This window comes from Bradyrhizobium sp. WYCCWR 13022 (assembly GCF_030435535.1).
In the GTDB taxonomy this organism is placed as follows: Bacteria; Pseudomonadota; Alphaproteobacteria; order Rhizobiales; family Xanthobacteraceae; genus Bradyrhizobium.
This window is the reverse complement of sequence record NZ_JAUIZJ010000048.1, coordinates 70629-87245: the sequence shown is the minus strand read 5'-3', so window position 1 is coordinate 87245 and position 16617 is coordinate 70629. Positions and strand designations below refer to the sequence as shown.

At 65.3% G+C, this 16617-nt stretch carries 20 protein-coding genes; 9 read left to right on the top strand and 11 right to left on the bottom strand.

All coding sequences use genetic code 11. The features are described 5' to 3' along the window. Positions 1-3: 3 nt before the first annotated feature. Entirely contained in the window at positions 4-354 is a 351-nt protein-coding gene (locus QY049_RS37320) for an antibiotic biosynthesis monooxygenase (protein ID WP_194482293.1), read from the bottom strand. Between the two features lie 23 nt (positions 355-377). Next, complete coding sequence (locus QY049_RS37315; protein ID WP_301270563.1) at positions 378-686, bottom strand: NIPSNAP family protein; 309 nt, start codon at positions 684-686, stop codon at positions 378-380. Between the two features lie 146 nt (positions 687-832). On the opposite strand from QY049_RS37315, the gene QY049_RS37310 reads away from it, so the two are divergent. Both QY049_RS37310 and QY049_RS37305 read left to right on the top strand, forming a co-directional pair. Next, the gene (locus QY049_RS37310; RefSeq protein ID WP_301270562.1) at positions 833-1531 is read left to right on the top strand and encodes a helix-turn-helix transcriptional regulator; all 699 of its coding nucleotides are present in this window, start codon (positions 833-835) and stop codon (positions 1529-1531) included. A 306-nt stretch (positions 1532-1837) separates the two neighbouring features. Continuing rightward, on the top strand, positions 1838-2083 hold the full coding sequence (locus tag QY049_RS37305; protein ID WP_258766537.1) for a hypothetical protein: 246 nt from the start codon (positions 1838-1840) through the stop codon (positions 2081-2083). A gap of 116 nt (positions 2084-2199) precedes the next feature. On the opposite strand, the gene QY049_RS37300 is transcribed toward QY049_RS37305, so the two are convergent. Beyond that, positions 2200-2505 (bottom strand): twin-arginine translocation signal domain-containing protein, encoded by a 306-nt coding sequence (locus QY049_RS37300; protein ID WP_301270561.1) that lies wholly within the window; start codon positions 2503-2505, stop codon positions 2200-2202. A 172-nt stretch (positions 2506-2677) separates the two neighbouring features. On the opposite strand from QY049_RS37300, the gene QY049_RS37295 reads away from it, so the two are divergent. The 3 genes from QY049_RS37295 to QY049_RS37285 all read left to right on the top strand — a co-directional run bounded on the left by QY049_RS37295 (position 2678) and on the right by QY049_RS37285 (position 3833). After that, on the top strand, positions 2678-2863 hold the full coding sequence (locus tag QY049_RS37295) for a hypothetical protein (RefSeq protein WP_301270560.1): 186 nt from the start codon (positions 2678-2680) through the stop codon (positions 2861-2863). Positions 2864-2945: 82 nt separating this feature from the next. After that, entirely contained in the window at positions 2946-3587 is a 642-nt protein-coding gene (locus QY049_RS37290) for a glutathione S-transferase family protein (RefSeq protein WP_301270559.1), read from the top strand. Between the two features lie 93 nt (positions 3588-3680). Beyond that, the gene (locus QY049_RS37285; protein WP_194482287.1) at positions 3681-3833 is read left to right on the top strand and encodes a hypothetical protein; all 153 of its coding nucleotides are present in this window, start codon (positions 3681-3683) and stop codon (positions 3831-3833) included. Between the two features lie 9 nt (positions 3834-3842). Here the strand turns inward: QY049_RS37285 and QY049_RS37280 are convergent, their stop codons facing one another. After that, positions 3843-4190: a hypothetical protein gene (locus tag QY049_RS37280; protein WP_301270558.1), complete on the bottom strand. Its 348-nt coding sequence runs from the start codon at positions 4188-4190 to the stop codon at positions 3843-3845. Between the two features lie 124 nt (positions 4191-4314). Beyond that, entirely contained in the window at positions 4315-5847 is a 1533-nt protein-coding gene (locus tag QY049_RS37275) for an acyl-CoA carboxylase subunit beta (protein WP_194482284.1), read from the bottom strand. Between the two features lie 145 nt (positions 5848-5992). On the opposite strand from QY049_RS37275, the gene QY049_RS37270 reads away from it, so the two are divergent. After that, positions 5993-6397 (top strand): DUF4260 domain-containing protein, encoded by a 405-nt coding sequence (locus QY049_RS37270; RefSeq protein ID WP_301270557.1) that lies wholly within the window; start codon positions 5993-5995, stop codon positions 6395-6397. 164 nt (positions 6398-6561) lie between these two features. Beyond that, on the top strand, positions 6562-7158 hold the full coding sequence (locus QY049_RS37265; protein ID WP_301270717.1) for a hypothetical protein: 597 nt from the start codon (positions 6562-6564) through the stop codon (positions 7156-7158). A gap of 34 nt (positions 7159-7192) precedes the next feature. On the opposite strand, the gene QY049_RS37260 is transcribed toward QY049_RS37265, so the two are convergent. The 3 genes from QY049_RS37260 to QY049_RS37250 all read right to left on the bottom strand — a co-directional run bounded on the left by QY049_RS37260 (position 7193) and on the right by QY049_RS37250 (position 9943). Further along, positions 7193-7456 carry an EscU/YscU/HrcU family type III secretion system export apparatus switch protein gene (locus QY049_RS37260; protein ID WP_301270556.1) on the bottom strand — a complete coding sequence of 88 codons (264 nt, stop codon included), beginning with the start codon at positions 7454-7456 and terminating at the stop codon, positions 7193-7195. Further along, positions 7453-9093, bottom strand: a complete 1641-nt coding sequence (locus QY049_RS37255; protein WP_301270555.1) for a flagellar hook-length control protein FliK — start codon at positions 9091-9093, stop codon at positions 7453-7455. The genes QY049_RS37260 and QY049_RS37255 overlap by 4 nt, the downstream gene beginning before the upstream one ends. Before the next feature lie 64 nt (positions 9094-9157). Further along, positions 9158-9943, bottom strand: a complete 786-nt coding sequence (locus QY049_RS37250; RefSeq protein ID WP_301270554.1) for an ATP12 family chaperone protein — start codon at positions 9941-9943, stop codon at positions 9158-9160. 114 nt (positions 9944-10057) lie between these two features. Here QY049_RS37250 and QY049_RS37245 point away from each other — a divergent pair, with 114 nt between their 5' ends. Then, on the top strand, positions 10058-10504 hold the full coding sequence (locus QY049_RS37245; RefSeq protein WP_258766526.1) for a hypothetical protein: 447 nt from the start codon (positions 10058-10060) through the stop codon (positions 10502-10504). 24 nt (positions 10505-10528) lie between these two features. On the opposite strand, the gene QY049_RS37240 is transcribed toward QY049_RS37245, so the two are convergent. From QY049_RS37240 to QY049_RS37230, 3 genes are all read right to left on the bottom strand, one after another. Continuing rightward, positions 10529-11743, bottom strand: coding sequence for an RluA family pseudouridine synthase (locus QY049_RS37240; protein WP_301270553.1), 1215 nt, complete (start codon positions 11741-11743; stop codon positions 10529-10531). A 151-nt stretch (positions 11744-11894) separates the two neighbouring features. Next, the gene (locus QY049_RS37235; protein WP_194482278.1) at positions 11895-13232 is read right to left on the bottom strand and encodes a replication-associated recombination protein A; all 1338 of its coding nucleotides are present in this window, start codon (positions 13230-13232) and stop codon (positions 11895-11897) included. Next, positions 13229-14635, bottom strand: a complete 1407-nt coding sequence (locus tag QY049_RS37230) for a DegQ family serine endoprotease (RefSeq protein ID WP_194482277.1) — start codon at positions 14633-14635, stop codon at positions 13229-13231. The genes QY049_RS37235 and QY049_RS37230 overlap by 4 nt, the downstream gene beginning before the upstream one ends. A gap of 315 nt (positions 14636-14950) precedes the next feature. Between QY049_RS37230 and QY049_RS37225 the strand changes: the two genes are divergently transcribed. Then, the gene (locus QY049_RS37225; RefSeq protein WP_301270552.1) at positions 14951-16582 is read left to right on the top strand and encodes an OprO/OprP family phosphate-selective porin; all 1632 of its coding nucleotides are present in this window, start codon (positions 14951-14953) and stop codon (positions 16580-16582) included. Positions 16583-16617: the final 35 nt, after the last annotated feature.

The window sequence follows — 16617 nt, the reverse complement described above, 5'->3', positions numbered from 1 at the left end:
GCCCTAGTGCGCGTCGTGCACGGCGCGGCTGTCCTTCGGCGCCTGCTCGCGATCGGTCATGCCGTAGTCCCTGACGACGCTGGCGATGCGCAGGTGATAGTCGGAGAAGATCTTTGCCCTGCCCTTGGCCTGGGTGCGGCGGTGCTCCATCGTGTTGCGCCAGGCTTGCACCGCGGCCTCATCGCGCCAGAACGACAGCGACAGGATCTTGCCCTTCTCGGTCAGGCTCTCGAAGCGCTCGACCGAGATAAAGCCGTCGATGGTTTGCAGGATCGGCTTCAGATCGGCCGCGAGGTCGAAGTAAGTCTGACTGTGTTCTGGCTTGGGCCAGACCTCGAAGATCACGGCGATCATGGGCGTCTCCTTGACTGGATGGCCTACACTACCACCTTGCGCAGGAAGGTGCGCTCTTCGGCGAGGATGAATTTGTTGTCCTCGGCGAAATGGAAGTTCGCCATGCCTTCCGCATCCTGCCGCAGCCGCGCGCGATAGGCCTCGTAGGCGGCTAGGCTCTCGAAAGCGATCAGCGCGAAGGCGATGTTGTTGGTGCCTTCGTGCGGCATGAAATAGCCGATCAGGTCGCCGCCGCATTTCGGGATGATGGCGAGCCAGCGTTTCGAATACTCCTCGAACTGGGCGCGCTTGAAGGGATCGAGCTGGTAGCGGATGAAGACGGTGACGGACATGATGGGCTCCTTGGTTTTCATTGCGCAGCGCGAGCGACACCGTCGCCGCTGAAGCACCTGAATTGCTTCGCTTCGCTCGCAATGACGTATTCGCAGCACCACGCTACGCGCTTGCCCGACCACAATGCTTCGGCTACCATCGAAGCATGAAATCAGGACCCGACATCGCCATGGTCGCCTCGCTGGTCGGCGACCCCGCCCGCGCCAACATGCTCACGGCGCTGATGAACGGCCGCGCGCTCACCGCGAGCGAGCTGGCGCAGGAGGCCGGCATCACGCCGCAGACCGCGAGCTCGCATCTGGCGAAACTCGAGGCCGGCGGGCTGGTCGAGCCGGAGAAGCAGGGTCGTCACCGTTACTACCGCCTCACAGACGACGACGTCGCCGGCGTGCTCGAAGGCCTTGCCGGACTTGCCGCGCGCACCGGCCACATGCGCGTGCGCACCGGGCCGAAGGACCCGGCACTGCGGCGCGCGCGGATCTGCTACGACCATCTCGCCGGTGATCTCGGCGTGCAGATGCTCGACAGCCTGCGGACGCGCAACCTCGTCAGGCAGAAGAAGCAGGACATCGAGCTGACCGCGGACGGCGAGCGCTTCCTCGCCAAGCATCTGCAGATCTCGCCTGGCATGCTCAGCCATCCGCGCCGGCCGGTCTGCAAGGCCTGCCTCGACTGGAGCGAGCGGCGCCATCATCTCGCCGGCACGCTTGGCGCCGCGATGATGCAGCGTTTCGCCGAGCTGAAATGGGCCGCGCGCGACGCCACCCCCGGCAGCCGCGTGGTGAACTTTACGCGCACCGGCGAGAAGCAGTTTGCGGCCCTGTTCGGGAACGGCAAGGACTGATCGCGCGAGTTGCGTGACAGTGCGCAATCGCGCGCGAACTCTCGCAGTCGTCATGGCCGGGCGTCCACAAAGCGCATCAAACAAGATTCGTGAGCTCGTTCCGATTCATCGGGACGAGGCTCACGCGCCATCATGTCGCGCAAGGCCGCACGCGGCGAATATTCATGCCGCATTCAGGTCATGATTGGCAGGTTTGGATCGCGCCGTGCCGACATGTCGCAAAAATTAACATGTCAAATCGTATGGTTTGATTGATTGTGCGCCGCAAGCGCCAGGCCCAGTCCCAAGGACGAGAAGGAAGATCAAATGAAATATCTGTTTGCCGCCGTGATGCTCGCCAGCGCGGTCGTCGGCTTCAGCGAGGCGGCCAGCGCCGCCGGTGGTTGCGGCCCGGGCTGGTACCGCGGCGCCTATGGCGGCTGCCGTCCGATGCGCGGTCATGTCGTCGTCGCCCCCGCTCCGGTCGTGGTCGCCCCGCCGGTCGTCGTCGTGCGTCCGCGCGTGTGCCCCTATGGCTTCCGCTGGTACGCCGGCCGCTGCCGTCCGTTCTGATTGACCGCACCCGCGAAATGGCCGCGCGGCAAAAGCCTGCGCGGCCATTTTCGTTGAGGCCCGACCTCGACAAAAAAGGGGATCGCAGTCGCGATCCCCTTTTCAGTCCAGCGCCGTTACCAGCGGCGCCAATGCCGATGATGGTGCCAGCGACGATGCCAGCCCCAATGGCGATGGCGCCAGCCCCAGTGACGGCGGTGCCAGTGGCCGTGACCGTGACCGTGCCAATGCACCTGCTCGGGCTTGAGCTGGGCTGCCTCCTCGCTGCTGGTGACGGCGGGATGAGCGTCCGGATTGGCTGATGGCATGCCGCCATTCCCGAGCACCTGCGGCGCCAGCGGCGCAGCCTGTGCGGCGGCGGTGAACGCGGCCGCTCCCGCCGCGACACCGAAGGCAAGTTTCAAAAAGTTCCGGCGCTCCATGAGATATCCTCTGCTTCATCGATCAAGTGATGCAGAGGAAGTGTCGCGGGCATGACATGAACTGCCGCTGAATCGCCCGTTCAGGTTCATTGCAAGGATGTCAGGATAGCGTGCTATTTCGCGAACTCCTGCGCCAGCACCAGCGTCTCGCGCGAGCGCCGCGCGACGGAACATGAATCTTGGCGGCTCCAGGAAAAAGGGCATCATCAGCCCATCGCGCACGCAACAAATGGCCAGCGCCTACAGCGCCGCCTTGCGCCAATACGTGACCGGCAACCATTTCATGGACACCTTCGCCTTTCATTCAATCTCGGGAAGCGAAATCGTCAGGCGCTTCGGCTACCCGGCGTGCCGGTAGCACCACGCAAAAAAATCGCCTCTGCCTGTCGGAACGCGCCGCCTCCATCCGTCCTATCCCTGAGACAGCACGGAGACACCGCATGCCCGACCTCACCTTGTTCACCTACGACTGGGTTCCGCCGCCACCGCGCGGCTATGTCCGCGACCTCAGGGTGCGCTGGGCGCTAGAAGAGGCCGGCTTGCCCTATCGCGTCGCCAGCACGCCATTCGACGACCGTGGCCCAGCACATCTGGCGCACCAGCCGTTCGGCCAGGCGCCATGGCTGACCGACGGCGATCTCTCGATTTTCGAGACCGGCGCGATCCTGCTGCATCTCGGCGGGCTCAGCACCAAGCTGATGCCGTCTGATCGGCGCGGCCGCAGTGACGTGACGGAATGGGTATTCGGCGCGCTCAATTCGGTGGAGATGGCAAGCCTTCCCTGGACGATGCTGAAATTCATGGGCGAGCCGGGATCGAAGTTCTTCGACAACTTCATCGAGCTTCGCCTCAAGCGCATGGAAGCGGTGCTGGCCGACCGCGAATGGCTTGCGGGCTCCTTCTCCGTCGCCGACATCCTGATGGCGGACGTGCTGCGCATCGTCGAACGTTTCGACGGGCTCGCCGGGAGCCCTGCCTGCCGCGCCTACGTCGCGCGCGCCACGGCGAGGCCTGCGTTCGCAAAAGCGCGGGACGACCAGATGGCGCATTTCGCTGCGGCGGACGCGACGCGCTCGGTGTGACCCACCGCACATCATTAACCCAGGGTTAGCCATAGGCTCATGGCCACTGGAACGAAGCAATTTGCCTCAAATTATCCCTGCGGAAGGTGACACATGGCCCGCATCGACTATCTCAAAGCGCAAGTAGCCCGTGCTGAACGTCTGGCGAAGGCGATCCTCGACCAGCACACCGCGGAACGGCTTCAGGCCTTCGCCGCCGAATGCCGCGCGGAGTTGCAGGTGCTGAGCCTCAAGCCTGCCGCGTAAGGCAGCGCGTCACACCCGCTTCATCGGCGTATCGGCGACCACACGCAGGTCGATCGTTCCAATCAGCGCCGCGCGCCGCGCCTCCGCAGCACCGATCGCATCGTCCGTCTGCCGCAACGTGCTGATGTTCGAGCCGAGCGACACGATGCCGCCGAGCACCAGCGCGATCGCGCCGAGCGCGGCGGTCTGACCAAATCCAAACAGCCCGAGGATGGTGACCAGGAGCAGCGCCGCACCGCCGCCGATCGCGATCTTGGACGCCAGGATGTACTTTCGGCACCGCTCCGCGATCTCGGCGAGCCGCTCGATCCGGTCTTCGATATCGGAGATTTCGTCGGTCGGATCGTCTTCGGTCATGGGATTGCGGATGCCGGACCCCGGTTGTACGGCCGATTAACTGGGCGCAGCCGTAATACGCAATATTAAGTCGGCGGGTTGCGCCGAGCAGAAGCGTTTTGCGCATCCGCAGGGCTAGCTTCCCTCACAACGGCAAATTGTCGTGCTTCTTCGCCGGTGCTTCCACCTTCTTGTCCTTCAGCATCGCCAGCGCCCTTGCGATCCGCTTCCTCGTCGAGTGCGGCATGATGACGTCGTCAATGTAGCCGCGCTCGGCGGCGATGAACGGCGACAGGAAGCGGTCTTCGTATTCCTTGGTGCGGGCGGCGATCTTGTCGGGGTCGCCGATGTCAGAGCGGAAGATGATCTCGACCGCGCCCTTGGCGCCCATGACGGCGATCTGGGCGGTCGGCCAGGCGTAGTTCATGTCGGCGCCGATTTCCTTGGAGGCCATGACGTCGAAGGCGCCGCCATAGGCCTTGCGGGTGATGATGGTGACCAGCGGCACGGTGCACTGCGAGTACGCGAACAGGAGCTTCGCGCCGTGCTTGATCAGGCCGCCATATTCCTGCGCGGTGCCCGGCAGGAAGCCCGGCACGTCGACGAAGGTCACGATCGGAATGTTGAATGCGTCGCAAAACCGGACGAAGCGCGCGGCCTTGCGTGATGCATCACTGTCGAGCACGCCGGCCAGCACCATCGGCTGGTTGGCGACGAAGCCGACGGTGCGGCCCGCGATGCGGCCAAAGCCGGTGACGATGTTCTTGGCGAAGCTCTCCGCGATCTCGAAGAAGTCGCCCTCGTCGACGACCTTCAGGATCAATTCCTTCATGTCGTAGGGCTTGTTCGGATTGTCGGGGATCAGCGTGTCGAGCGACATGTCGACGCGGCCAATGTCGTCGAAGCTCGGCCATTCCGGCACGCCGTCGGTGTTGTTGGACGGCAGGAAGTCGATCAGGCGACGCATCTGCAGCAGCGTCTCGACGTCGTTCTCGAAGGCACCGTCCGCGATCGAGGAACGCGTGGCGTGCACCGAGGCGCCGCCGAGCTCTTCGGCGGTGACGACCTCGTTGGTCACGGTCTTCACGACGTCGGGGCCGGTGACGAACATGTAGCTGGTGTTCTTCACCATGAAGATGAAGTCGGTCATCGCAGGCGAATAGACGTCGCCACCCGCGCAGGGGCCCATGATGACGGAGATCTGCGGGATCACGCCCGAGGCGAGCACGTTGCGGCGGAACACGTAGGAATAGCCGGCGAGCGCGGCGACGCCCTCCTGAATGCGGGCGCCGCCCGCGTCATAGAGGCCGATGATGGGCGCGCGCGCCTTCATCGCCATGTCCTGGAGCTTGGTGATCTTCAGCGCGTGGGTCTCGGAGAGCGAGCCGCCGAACACGGTGAAATCCTTGGCAAAGACAAAAGTCTTGCGACCATTGACGGTGCCCCAGCCGGTGACGACGCCGTCGCCGGGCACCTTGTTTTTCTCCATGCCGAACTCGGTGGAGCGGTGCTCGACGAACATGTCGAACTCCTCGAACGATCCCTTGTCGAGCAAGAGCTCGATGCGCTCACGCGCGGTCAGCTTGCCGCGGGCGTGCTGCGCCTCGATGCGCTTCTCCCCGCCGCCGAGCTTTGCGCCGGCGCGACGGTCTTCAAGGGCGTCCAGGATATGTTTCATTTGCTCCCGCCAGTTCTTAAGCCTTAAGTGATGCGGGGTTCTAACACGGCATTTTGCAAGCCGGGAAGCGGCTTTCGGCGCCGCAGGGCTGCCCTGCCGCAGCGTGAAAGCGCAAGGAATTGCAAAGTTTTGCCCGGAGGCGACGATGGACGAGAGAGGGACTGAAGCCGGCGCCGTGACCGGCGGCGTCCGGATTCTGCTGCGGCTCGAGGGGCTCGTTCTGTTCGCAGGCATGACGGCGCTCTATGCGGCCTGGGGCGGCTCCTGGACGGTCTATCTACTGCTCTTCCTGGTGCCGGATCTGAGCTTCCTGGCCTATTTGTCGGACGCCAAATTCGGCGCGCTGGCTTACAACGCCGCCCACAGCTACATGGCGCCGGTGACGCTGATGACGCTGGGGTTCGGCCTCGCCTCGCCCCTCACCTTGTCCATCGCCTTGATCTGGCTCGCCCATATCGGCATCGACCGGGCCCTGGGCTATGGCCTGAAATATACGGCCGGCTTCGGCTTCACCCATCTGGGGCGGATCGGCCGGCAGAAGGACGCCTGATCCTTGCGCGGACTGGCGGCGGGATGACCGCCATTTTGTCGGGGCTGACAGGTTGACCGGGCCTGCCGATTCAGGCTTGCTCACCGCTTCGATCAGGCGCCGAATGTTGCGTGAGCTCAGTCGGTACGGCGGCGGTCACCACGTCCGGCTGCAAGCATCACCTCATGTCCGCCACGGTCGTTCCCCTGCTTCAGAACAGCGCGTCCGAGACCACAGATTTCCTGCGGCGCATGGCCAGCATGGTGTCGGGGCGGAACGGCGAGATTCTGCTGCGCGCGGCCGCGCTGATTGCATCACTCACCCAACGGGCCATGTCGGCCGAACGGCTGTTTCACGAACAGCAGGAACAGAACAAGCGCCTGGTGGAGCTGCGCGAGGCCACCGAGCTCGCCTCCGACGCGATGGTCGGCCAGATCGCCGCGCTGCGGGCGCAGCTCACCGAGGCGACGACAGCTGCGGCCGCCGAACGGGCCGCGTTCGACACCGAGCGCGGCAAGCTGCTCGACCTGATGCAGGATGCGGAAGGCCATATCGGCAAGCTCACCACCGAACTCGAGACGTTGCGCGCCTCGGTCGACGCGTTCAACGAGACCGCTATCTCCGTGCCGATCGAGGTGCTGCGGCTGGCGCGGACCCAGTTCGACTATCTCTCCAGCGGCTTTGCGCGGAAGGGCGACGTGATCTCGCAGGCGATGAGCGAGATCGGCGGCTTCGCCATCGACCAGGCGCTGACGGCGACGAAGCCGGCCGACGAGGCGTGATGCGCCCGCGCGTCAGGCGCGCCAGGGATCATCGCTAGCGCGCGCGGCCCGAAAGCCGCAGCACAAACACGAGGACTTCGGCGACGGCCTTGTAGAGGTCAGGCGGGATTTCCTCACCGAGTTCGACCTTGGAGAGCGCGCCGGCCAGAATCTCGTTCTCCTCGATCGGGATATCGTTGGCCTTCGCGATCTCGACGATCTTGGCGCCGATCGTGCCCTTGCCCTTGGCCACGACGACAGGCGCACCGCTGCCCTTCTCGTAATGCAGCGCAATTGCGAGCTTGGATTCGTCGTTCATGTGGCGCGATCCAGGAAATGCCCGGCGCGCGCGGTTGCCGGCTGCGGCGGGGTGCCGTCGCGCACAATGATGTCGCCGGGCTTGAGCTCGGCCTTCGTCAGCGCCTGATTGAGTTCACCTATCCCGGCGCGGAGCTGCTGCGCGGTCGCCGGGCGTTCGGCCCACATCCGCACGAAGGTCTTGTCACCGCTCAGCGTGATCAGCGCATGCACCGGTCCGCTCGGCTCGACATTGAGCGTGAAGCGCGCGCGCCAGGCGCGCTTGGCGGGATCGGCCTGATCGTTGCCGCCATCGCGCGAGATCTCGAACTGCGCCATCGCCGTGCCCTGCGGGGTCGCGAACGGAATCTCGAAATTCCACTGCGGCACGGCCGGGTCGATGCGATGGCCGCCAGCATCGGCGCGATCGGGCAACGAGGCCACCTGCAATAACGTCTGCCGCGCGATCGCGGCATCGGTGTCGCCGAGCAGGCGATGCACGGTCGCAGCGAGCGGTGCGTTTGGTGCAAGCGATGGCGAGGCGACGGCCTGCGGCGATGGCAGCGCGCCGCGAAACGGTGGCGGCGTGGTCGCACGCGCGGCCGCTTCGAAGGCGTGACTGTCAGGCACTGCTTTATTTGAACCCGGCACATTGCCGGTCATGCGCGGCAGGTTTTGCGTGACCTCTTGCAGCAGGGTCGCGGCAAGGCCTGCGGAGATGGTCCGCGGCGGTGTTGCCTGCGACGCACCGCCGGCCATGTCTTTCAGCACGGCAGCCGCAAGCGCAGCCTCGCGCGGCAGTTGGGCGGATTGAGCAACCTCTGCGTCAACCGTCGGCAGTACTGACTGCACGGCCTCGCCTGCCGCTTGCGGGACCGAAACTGCGATCCGCGGCGCGGCCGCAGCGGGCAGCGAAACCGCTGCGCTTTGTGCTGCGACTTGCGGCCCTGGGGGCTCGAGGGTGCCTGACGTCGCCGCCAGCGTCTGGCGCAACACGAGCAGCGCGGCCTTCAGGTCGGGCACCGCACCTGATGGCGGCGTCGCGACTGCTGCAAGCGAGGCCTCGAGAAACAGTCCGGACTTCTGGAAGGCGGATTCGATATCGCCGCCATCGAGCGCAGTGGTGAGCGGCGTCTGTTGTGCCAGCACATCAAGCACGGCCTGCTTCAGCCCCTCAGGCAGATCGCTACCGGTGACGACCGATGCGAGGTTGGCGAATAGAGGCGCCTGGCCGCCCTGCTTGGTCACGGCCTCGGCCGAGGCGAGGGTGACAGCGACCTGCTCGGCCGGCGTCAGGGGGTTACGCACCGCGATTGCGGACGGCGCAAGCGACGGGCTGTCGACCAGCGACGCCGCCGTCGGCGTCAACGTCACCTGATCGGCGCTCGCCCCGCCTGCCCCGTTGACCACGGCGAGCCTGATCGTGCCGTCGTTTTGCGAGACCGCAAGCTGGAGATTTTGCCCTGGGGTCAGCGACGCCTCGGACATCACGTCCATCGACAGATTGGCGATCGCGATCCGCACCAGATTGTCGGCGAGCACGCTGACGACCCTGGCATCGACGACGCTCCCGGCCTGCAGCACAAGATCGGGCGTTGCCGCATCAGCCACGGGGCTGGCGGCACTGACCGGAATGATCGAGCTTATCGGCGTCGGCATCTCAAGGGCCCGGGGAACGCGATTCCCACCCTAAGGCCCCCTCGTAAACCTCTCGTTAAGGACCTTAGGCCCCGAGCGGGTTCACGGCCATCAGGACCGCCACGGCGGCCTCGAAATCCCTGAGGCGCGCGGCGCGACGGACGGCCGCCTCCTCGTCCACGCCCCATTGGTCGATGTTCCAGTCCTCATCGACGTGGGCGGCGGCCCAGACCTGATCGGCGTCACGCGCGCCATGGGCGAGCGCCAGCGCCAGCAACGCCGAGCCGGTCAGGGTCGTCACCATGTGGAGGGCAGCCACCGACCAGGGATCTCCCGGCAGCGCGCTGCGGGCCGCCCGGAGCGCCTCGTCGGGCTGCTTCACATGCGTGATGCCCTCGGAGAGGATGAAATGCGCCCCCAGCGTCTCGGCGGCCCAAAACAGCACTGGGTCCCAATGGGCGGCCTCGCGGGCGACCAGCCCCTCGGGATGACCGGCGCGATAAAACAGCAGGTCCGTCTCGAAGTATTTTGCAAGGTCGTCCGTGACGAGTTCGACGCGGTCGACCACGCCCTCGACCACGCTGTTGGCGATCCGCGTCAGCGGCATGGTGACAGGATCGATCGCCTCGCCCTGGGCGGCCCATTCAGCGGCCACGGCATCGGCAAGCCCGCGCGAGGGGATCACCACCGGGCGTGCAGAGGGCGTGCGGATCGGCTTGCCGTCGAGCGTGATGGTAAAGCCGCCCTCGGCCTCGGTGACGCCGGCCTCCCTGTAGAAGCGCTTGCGCAGCGGCATCCGTGCCGAAGCGCGCGCCGATTCCCGGGGGTCCGGCGGTGGTTGCCTGGCGGCTTCTTCGAACAATTCGCGCATGTGAGTTTTCGGTCCCGGTCACTGGATGCTAGGCTTTTAAGGTAAGCGCGTTTTAAGCCAAGATTTTATGCCAAGATTTTATGCTAAGAGTTGCGGCCGATAAAGCGAGCGGGCATGAGGGAACTTGCGGGCATCGTGGCCCTGTTCGCCGGGCTTTGGCTGGCCGGAGCCGAGGCCGGCTTTCGCACCCCGGAATCGCTGATCCGCAACGTCTACGCCCATTATGGCGAGGGCGTGCCGGAACTCTCCAGGGGCCTGCCGCGGGACGATGCCACGGCCCGGCAATTCTTCGATCCCTCCTTGCGCAGAGCGTGGTCCGCGCCGCGCAGCGAGCCCTACGATTTCCTGGTTCAGAGCCCGAGCTGGAAGCTCGGCCCGGTCGCGATCTCAATCATCCGCAAGGAATACGACAAGACCTATGTCGCGGCGAGTTTCGACAATCGCGGCCGGCCTGTGAGGCTGAACTTCATCCTGGTCAACGAGCCGGAGGGCTGGCTGATCACCGACGTCGAGAGCCCGCATGACTCATTGCGGATGTTTCTGGAGCAGTTTCGGAATTGAAGCGACGACACCGTCGACCCAATCCTACTCCTCCGGCGCGTTCTCGATCGGATCGAACCGGCTCGCGTCCAGCCCGAGCAGATTCCACGACTGCTGCATATGCGGCGGCAGCGGCGCGGTGGCGTCGATCACGCCGCCGCGCGGATGCGGGATGACGATGCGGCGCGCGAGCAGATGCAGCCGGTTTTGCAGGCCGCCCGGCAGCTGCCAGTTCTCGATGTTGAAATATTTGGGATCGCCGACGATGGGATGGCCGATATGCGCCATGTGGGCGCGCAGCTGATGGGTGCGGCCGGTCACCGGCTTCAGCGATACCCAGGTCAGCTTGTTGCCGGCGGTCTCGACCACCGCGTAATAGGTCACCGCGTGGCTGGCGCCCTCGTCGCCGTGCTGGGCGATGCGCATGATGGTGTCGTCCTCGCTCTCTTCCTTTGCAAGGAAGGTCGAGATGCGCCCCTGCTTCGGCTTCGGCAGACCTGGCACCAGCGCCCAATACACCTTCCGCGCCGAGCGCGAGCGGAAGGCGCCGGTCAGATGCGAGGCAGCAAAGCGCGTCTTGGCGATCAGCAGACAGCCTGACGTCTCGCGATCGATGCGATGCACGAGGCGCGGCTTCTGCCCCTTGGAATCGCGCATCACCTCCAGCATCTGGTCGATGTGGCGGGTCATGCCCGAGCCGCCCTGCACGGCAAGGCCGGCGGGCTTGTTCAGCACGAGGACGTCGTCGTCCTCGTAGATGGTCATCTCCTTCAATGCCTTCAGCGTCTTCTGCGCGGCCTCCGAAAGCTCGCCGACAACCTTTGGTGCGTCGAGCTTCAGCGGCGGAATGCGGACGCTCTGCCCCTCCTCCAGCCGGTCCTTGCTGTCGACGCGCTTGCCGTCGACGCGCAGCTCGCCTTTGCGGACGACGCGCTGGATATGGGAGAACGACAGGCCGGGAAAGCGCGCTTCGAGGAAACGATCGACGCGCATGTTGTTCTCGTCCGCCGTCACGGTGACGGTCTGCACCTTGGTCGGCAGCAGCGCCTCAACCGGCTTTGCCGGCACGGCCCTCTCCGCTTCCGCCTTGGGCGGACGCCGTTCAGTGCGCTCAGCCGCAAAGCGCGGCGGCTTGCTGCCCGGCTTGGCCGCCGGACGAGGCCCCGTCTTCTTCGTGCTACGCGCCTTGAATGGACGCGAATCCTTGCGCTCGTCGCGCGAACGGGGCTCTTGATTGGTTCTTTTGATGCGGCGGCTCATGGCTGCCTGCCTACCCTAAAAGTGGCCTTTCGTCACGACGAAATGGCCCTTCTAAAGCGCGACGAGATGAGGACGAATCGTCATCGCGCCTTAGGCTATTGTTGAGCATGATCTTTTCGGAAAACCGCTACGCACTTTTCCGGATCATGCTTTAGCGCGAGCCGCCCCGCTCCTTGCGCAGCTTGGCCCAGTAATCCAGCCGCTTCCTTATCTCGCGCTCAAAGCCCCGCTCTGGCGGGTCGTAGAAGGTCTGGCGGCCCAGGGCCTCCGGGAAGTAGTCCTGGCCGGAGAAGGCATCGGGGGCGTCGTGGTCGTATTCGTAAGCTGCGCCGTAGCCCTCGGACTTCATCAGCTTGGTCGGCGAGTTCAGGATGTGCTTGGGCGGCAGCAGCGAACCGGCCTGTTTTGCGACCTGCATCGCCGTCCCGAAGGCGGTATAGACCGCGTTCGATTTCGGCGCCGTTGCGAGATAGACCACCGCTTGCGCGATGGCGAGCTCGCCCTCGGGATGGCCAAGGAAGTCGAAGGCGTCCTTCGCGGCATTGGCGACGACGAGCGCCTGTGGATCGGCAAGGCCGATATCCTCCACCGCCATGCGCACGACGCGCCGCGCCAGGAACAGCGGGTCCTCGCCGGCATCGAGCATGCGGCAGAGATAATACAGCGCCGCGTCCGGATCGGAGCCGCGCACCGATTTATGCAGCGCCGAAATCAGGTTGTAATGGCCATCGGCCGATTTGTCGTAGATCGGCGCGCGACGCTGCAGGATGTCCTGCAACTGCGCGGCATTGAAAACCTCGTCAGCCCGTGCCGAACGCCAGACCTCTTCGGCCAGCGTCAGCGACGCGCGGCCATCGCCATCGGCCATCCGCACCAGGACGGCGCGCGCCTCTGCATCGAGCGGCAGTTTGCGGCCCTCGACCTCCTCCGCATGCGCGAACAGCTTTTCGATCGCCGCGGCATCGAGCGAGCGGAACACCAGCACGCGCGCGCGAGAGAGCAACGCCGCGTTGAGCTCGAAGGACGGATTCTCCGTGGTCGCGCCGACCATGACGACGGTGCCGTCCTCCATCACGGGCAGAAACGAATCCTGCTGGGCACGGTTGAAGCGATGCACCTCGTCGACGAACAAGAGCGTGCCCTTGCCCATCTCGCGGCGGGCCCGCGCGGCATCGAACGCCTTCTTCAGGTCGGCGACGCCGGAGAACACTGCCGATATCTGCTCGAAATGCAGGTCGGTCGCATCCGCCAGCAGCCGCGCCACCGTGGTCTTGCCGGTGCCGGGCGGGCCCCAGAACACCAGCGAACCCAGCGTGCGCGTCTCCAGCATGCGCGTCAGCGCGCCGTCGGGGCCAAGGATGTGATCCTGGCCGACCACCTCCGACAGCGCACGCGGCCGCAGCCGATCCGGCAGCGGATGCGGGGCCTCGTGATCGAGCCCCGCCGCGGCAAAGAGAGTTGGCGTCTCCTGTGGTCGCTTCGGACTCATCCGCCCAGCGTGACGTTGATCTGCTGACCGCCGCGCAAGAGCGTGATGCGCCAGAGCCGCTGGCGCTCGCTGGCGACTCTCTCCAGGTCGACGCTCTTGACCATCTTCTGGTTGTTGACGGCCAGAATGATGTCGCCCTTCTGGAAGCCGACATTCGCGGCCGCGCTGTCACCGCCGAGATCGGTGATCACGACGCCTTCGGTGTCGGCATCGAGGTGCAGCTCGTCGGCAAGTGCGGGCGTGATGGTCGAGATCTTCGCCCCCTGGAACGGCGAGCGCGCGGTGAGGACGAGCTCGTTGCGGCCGGTATCGGGCGCCGTCTCCAGCGCGATCGCGAGCTTGAGCGGCCTGCCGCTGCGTTGCACGTCGATCTGCGCACTGCCGCCGAGCGGACGGGTGGCGAAGCGGTAGTCGAACGCGTTGGGATCGTCCACGGTCTGGCCGTCGATGCCGGTGATGAGGTCGGAGGATTTCAAACCGGCCTTCGCGGCAGGACCGTTCGGAACGACGCTCGCGACCAGCGCGCCAGTTGGCGAACGCAGGCCCAGGCTCTCGGCGATCTCGGGTGTCACGGCCTGGAGCTTCGCACCCAGCCACGGCCGCTTCACTGCGGTGCCGCCGCTCTTGGCGGAGGCGACGACGACGCGCACCATGTTGGCCGGAATCGCAAAGCCGATGCCCTGCGAGCCGCCGGAGCGCGAGTAGATTGCGGTGTTGATGCCGGCGAGCCGGCCGTTCATGTCGACCAGCGCACCGCCGGAATTGCCGGGATTGATCGCCGCGTCGGTCTGGATGAAAAACTGATAGTCGGTGATGCCGACCTGCGTGCGCGCCAGCGCCGAGATGATGCCGTGGGTCACGGTCTGACCGACGCCGAAGGGATTGCCGATCGCCAGCACGACGTCCCCCACCATCAGCTCATCCGAATTGGTGAATTCGAGCGCCGGAAACTTCTCCTTGGTGTCCTTGAGGCGCAGCACCGCGAGATCGCTGCGGGAATCCTTCAGCACGATCTCGGCCTCGAACTCGCGCTTGTCCGACAGCGACACCTTCACCTGGTCGGCGCCCTCGATGACGTGGACATTGGTGACGACGAGCCCCGAGGAATCGACGATCACGCCCGAGCCCAGCGACCGCTGCACCTGCTCCTGCTGCTGGCCCGGCACGCCGAAGAAGCGGCGGAAGATCGGGTCATCCAGCAGCGGATTGCGGTTCTGCACCACCTTGGCGGCATAGACGTTGACGACCGCCGGCTGCACACGCTGCACGATCGGCGCGTAGGACAGCCGCAGCTCGGCCGGCGACGAGGGCACGCGACGGTCCTGCGCCGCAGCAGGATTGAAGTGGGCCGAAAAGGCTATGCACAATGCCGTGACGACGGCGGTCCAGGTCGATCGAAACATTCCTACCTCTTGGAAAAGACGCCGGAATATAGGCGCGTTCGCTCCCCAATAGAAGGGCGCCGGACCGCAATATTCAGCTCCTGGCCGGTGTGTCCGGCATGCAAGCCCCGCGTGCGAAATCGCGATCTGCAGGGGTTGGTGGATTGGCATGATGCGCGTCATCTTGCATTCTGCGCGATGGCGGATTCGGTTGCGGCGAATTGGCATCAGTGGGAACCGCGCAACCGGGCGCGTGCCGTCGCGGGGCAGTCATCGATCACTCTTAGGCTCTCCCGTTGCGACTTGGGGAAGTTCGTCAAAGGATGGAGTCACAACATGAGCAGGACGAGAATTGCAGCCACGGCGATTGGTCTCGCCGGCGTGCTGGCGGCCTCACAGGCCCAGGCCCAATCGGCAAGCAACAGCGAACAGGAGATCGCACTCCTGAAACAGCAGCTGAAGATGCTCGAGCAGAAGCTCGACAAGCTTCAGAGCCAGACCGCCGCCAACACGGCAGCCACGGCGAAGGCGAGACAGGAAGCGAAGGCAGAGGCCAAGGCTGAAGCGCGCTCCGAGGCGAAGGCTGCCCTCGCCAATGCCAACGCGGCAATTCCGGTCAAGGGCCCGGTGGCCCCGTCCGGTGTCGTGGTGACGATGCCGAACAACCGGCCGACCATCTGCACGGCCGACGACCAGAACTGCGTGGCCATCACGAGCCGCGTGCACTGGGATGTCGGCGGCTACAATTACCGTCCCGACACAGCATCAACTGTGCCGCAAAAGCTCGACAGCGGCGAGAACATCCGCCGCGCGCGCATCGGCATCGTCGGCAAGTTCTTTGGCGACTGGAACTACAGCCTCATCTACGACTTCGGCGGTTCGTCCGACGGTTTTGGCGGCACCGGCGCGGCTGGCGGCACTGCTGTCGGCTTCCTTCCGGGCGGCGGAACGTCGGGCATCGAAAACGCCTTTCTGAGCTACACCGGCCTCAAGCCATTCGGCGGCAAGATGGCGGTCGAGGCCGGCGTCATGGATATCGCCTGGACCATGGATGAATCCACCAGCTCCAACGACATCATGTTCATGGAGCGCGCCACGCCCGGTCTCATCGCGCAGAATATTGCAGCCGGCGACTTCCGCTCGGCCGTCGGGACCCGCTGGTGGAATGACCAGCTCTGGATGGGCGCCTACGTCACGGGACCGACCACTGGCCAGATCCACTCGGCGTCCAGCGTCTCGCCGCCCGGCACCAGCGAGCAGTATGGCGCAGTCGCCCGTGTCGCCGGCAATCCGATCAGCGGCAACGGCTACTCCGTGCATATCGGCGCCGACGCGGAATGGCTGATCCAGCCGCCGCGCAACCTGGTAACGCAGGCCCAGACGCTCACGCTCAGCGACCGGCCGGAGTTGCGGATCGATCCGACGACGCTGATCTCGACCGGTGCAATCGCCAACGTCTCCGGCGCGCAGGTCTATGGCGTCGAAGCGGCCGCGACCTATGGCTCGTTCATCGCGCAGGGCGAATATTACTGGTTCAACGTCGACCGCACGGCGAACACCGGCCTGCCGCCGGTTGGCGCGACGAGCCTGAAGTTCGACGGCGGTTACGCGCAGGTCGGGTACGTCCTGACCGGCGAGCACCGTGCCTACAATCCGGCGTCGGCCGCCTATGGCGGCATCAAGCCGGCCAATCCCTTCTCGCTCGCGGGCGGCGGCTGGGGCGCATGGGAAATCGCAGGACGCGTGAGCACGATGAACCTGAACGATCAGCTCGCAACCGCCGCCGGCATCGCCGGTGGACGGCAAACCATCTACACCGCCGCGCTGAACTGGTACGTCAACAACAATGTCCGCTTCATGCTCGACTATCTGCATGGCGACATCTCCAAGCAGGTCAGCGCCGTCTCCGCGGTGAACGCGGGGTCGACGTTCAATGCGGTGGCGATGCGGACGCAAGTCGCGTTCTAAGGCGATCTCTTCCGGGAGCGGCACGCCGCTCCCGG